This window comes from Pseudoflavonifractor capillosus (assembly GCF_016899775.1).
GTDB lineage: Bacteria > Bacillota > Clostridia > Oscillospirales > Oscillospiraceae > Lawsonibacter.
Genome location: NZ_JACJJE010000176.1, coordinates 1 through 345, shown reverse-complemented (window position 1 = coordinate 345; position 345 = coordinate 1). Strand labels below are relative to the sequence as shown.

Below are 345 nucleotides of genomic sequence, written 5' to 3'. Positions count from 1 at the left end.
CATCCAATCAAAATTCAGCGGCGTTCCCTCCTCCGACATGGGGAACGGCTGAATGGGCGTTCCCTCAAAGATGGCCACATAGCGCACCTGATTCAGGGCGATGCGGCTGACTGTCCCGGTATAGTCCGCCGTGACTGTGTAGCCCTTCACGTAGCTGCTGGTGGCGCTGCCGGTGTAGGTGGCCACGGCGGTGTAGCGCTCTCCCAGGGCATAGCCTCCCACAGACGCAGTGTTGTCTGTCTGCCAGCTGATGTTCTGGAGCGTCAGGGTCCGGCCGTCCTCCTCAATGGTTTTTGGGATGTTGGCGGTGTCCTGATTGGCCAGATTGGGATAGGATCGGGTAGC

The 345-nt window shown here is 60.0% G+C and carries 1 pseudogene; it reads right to left on the bottom strand.

Annotated features, from left to right (window positions below):
* Positions 1-345 (bottom strand): annotated as a pseudogene (locus H6B31_RS16885) (cell wall anchor protein); the annotation flags it as partial.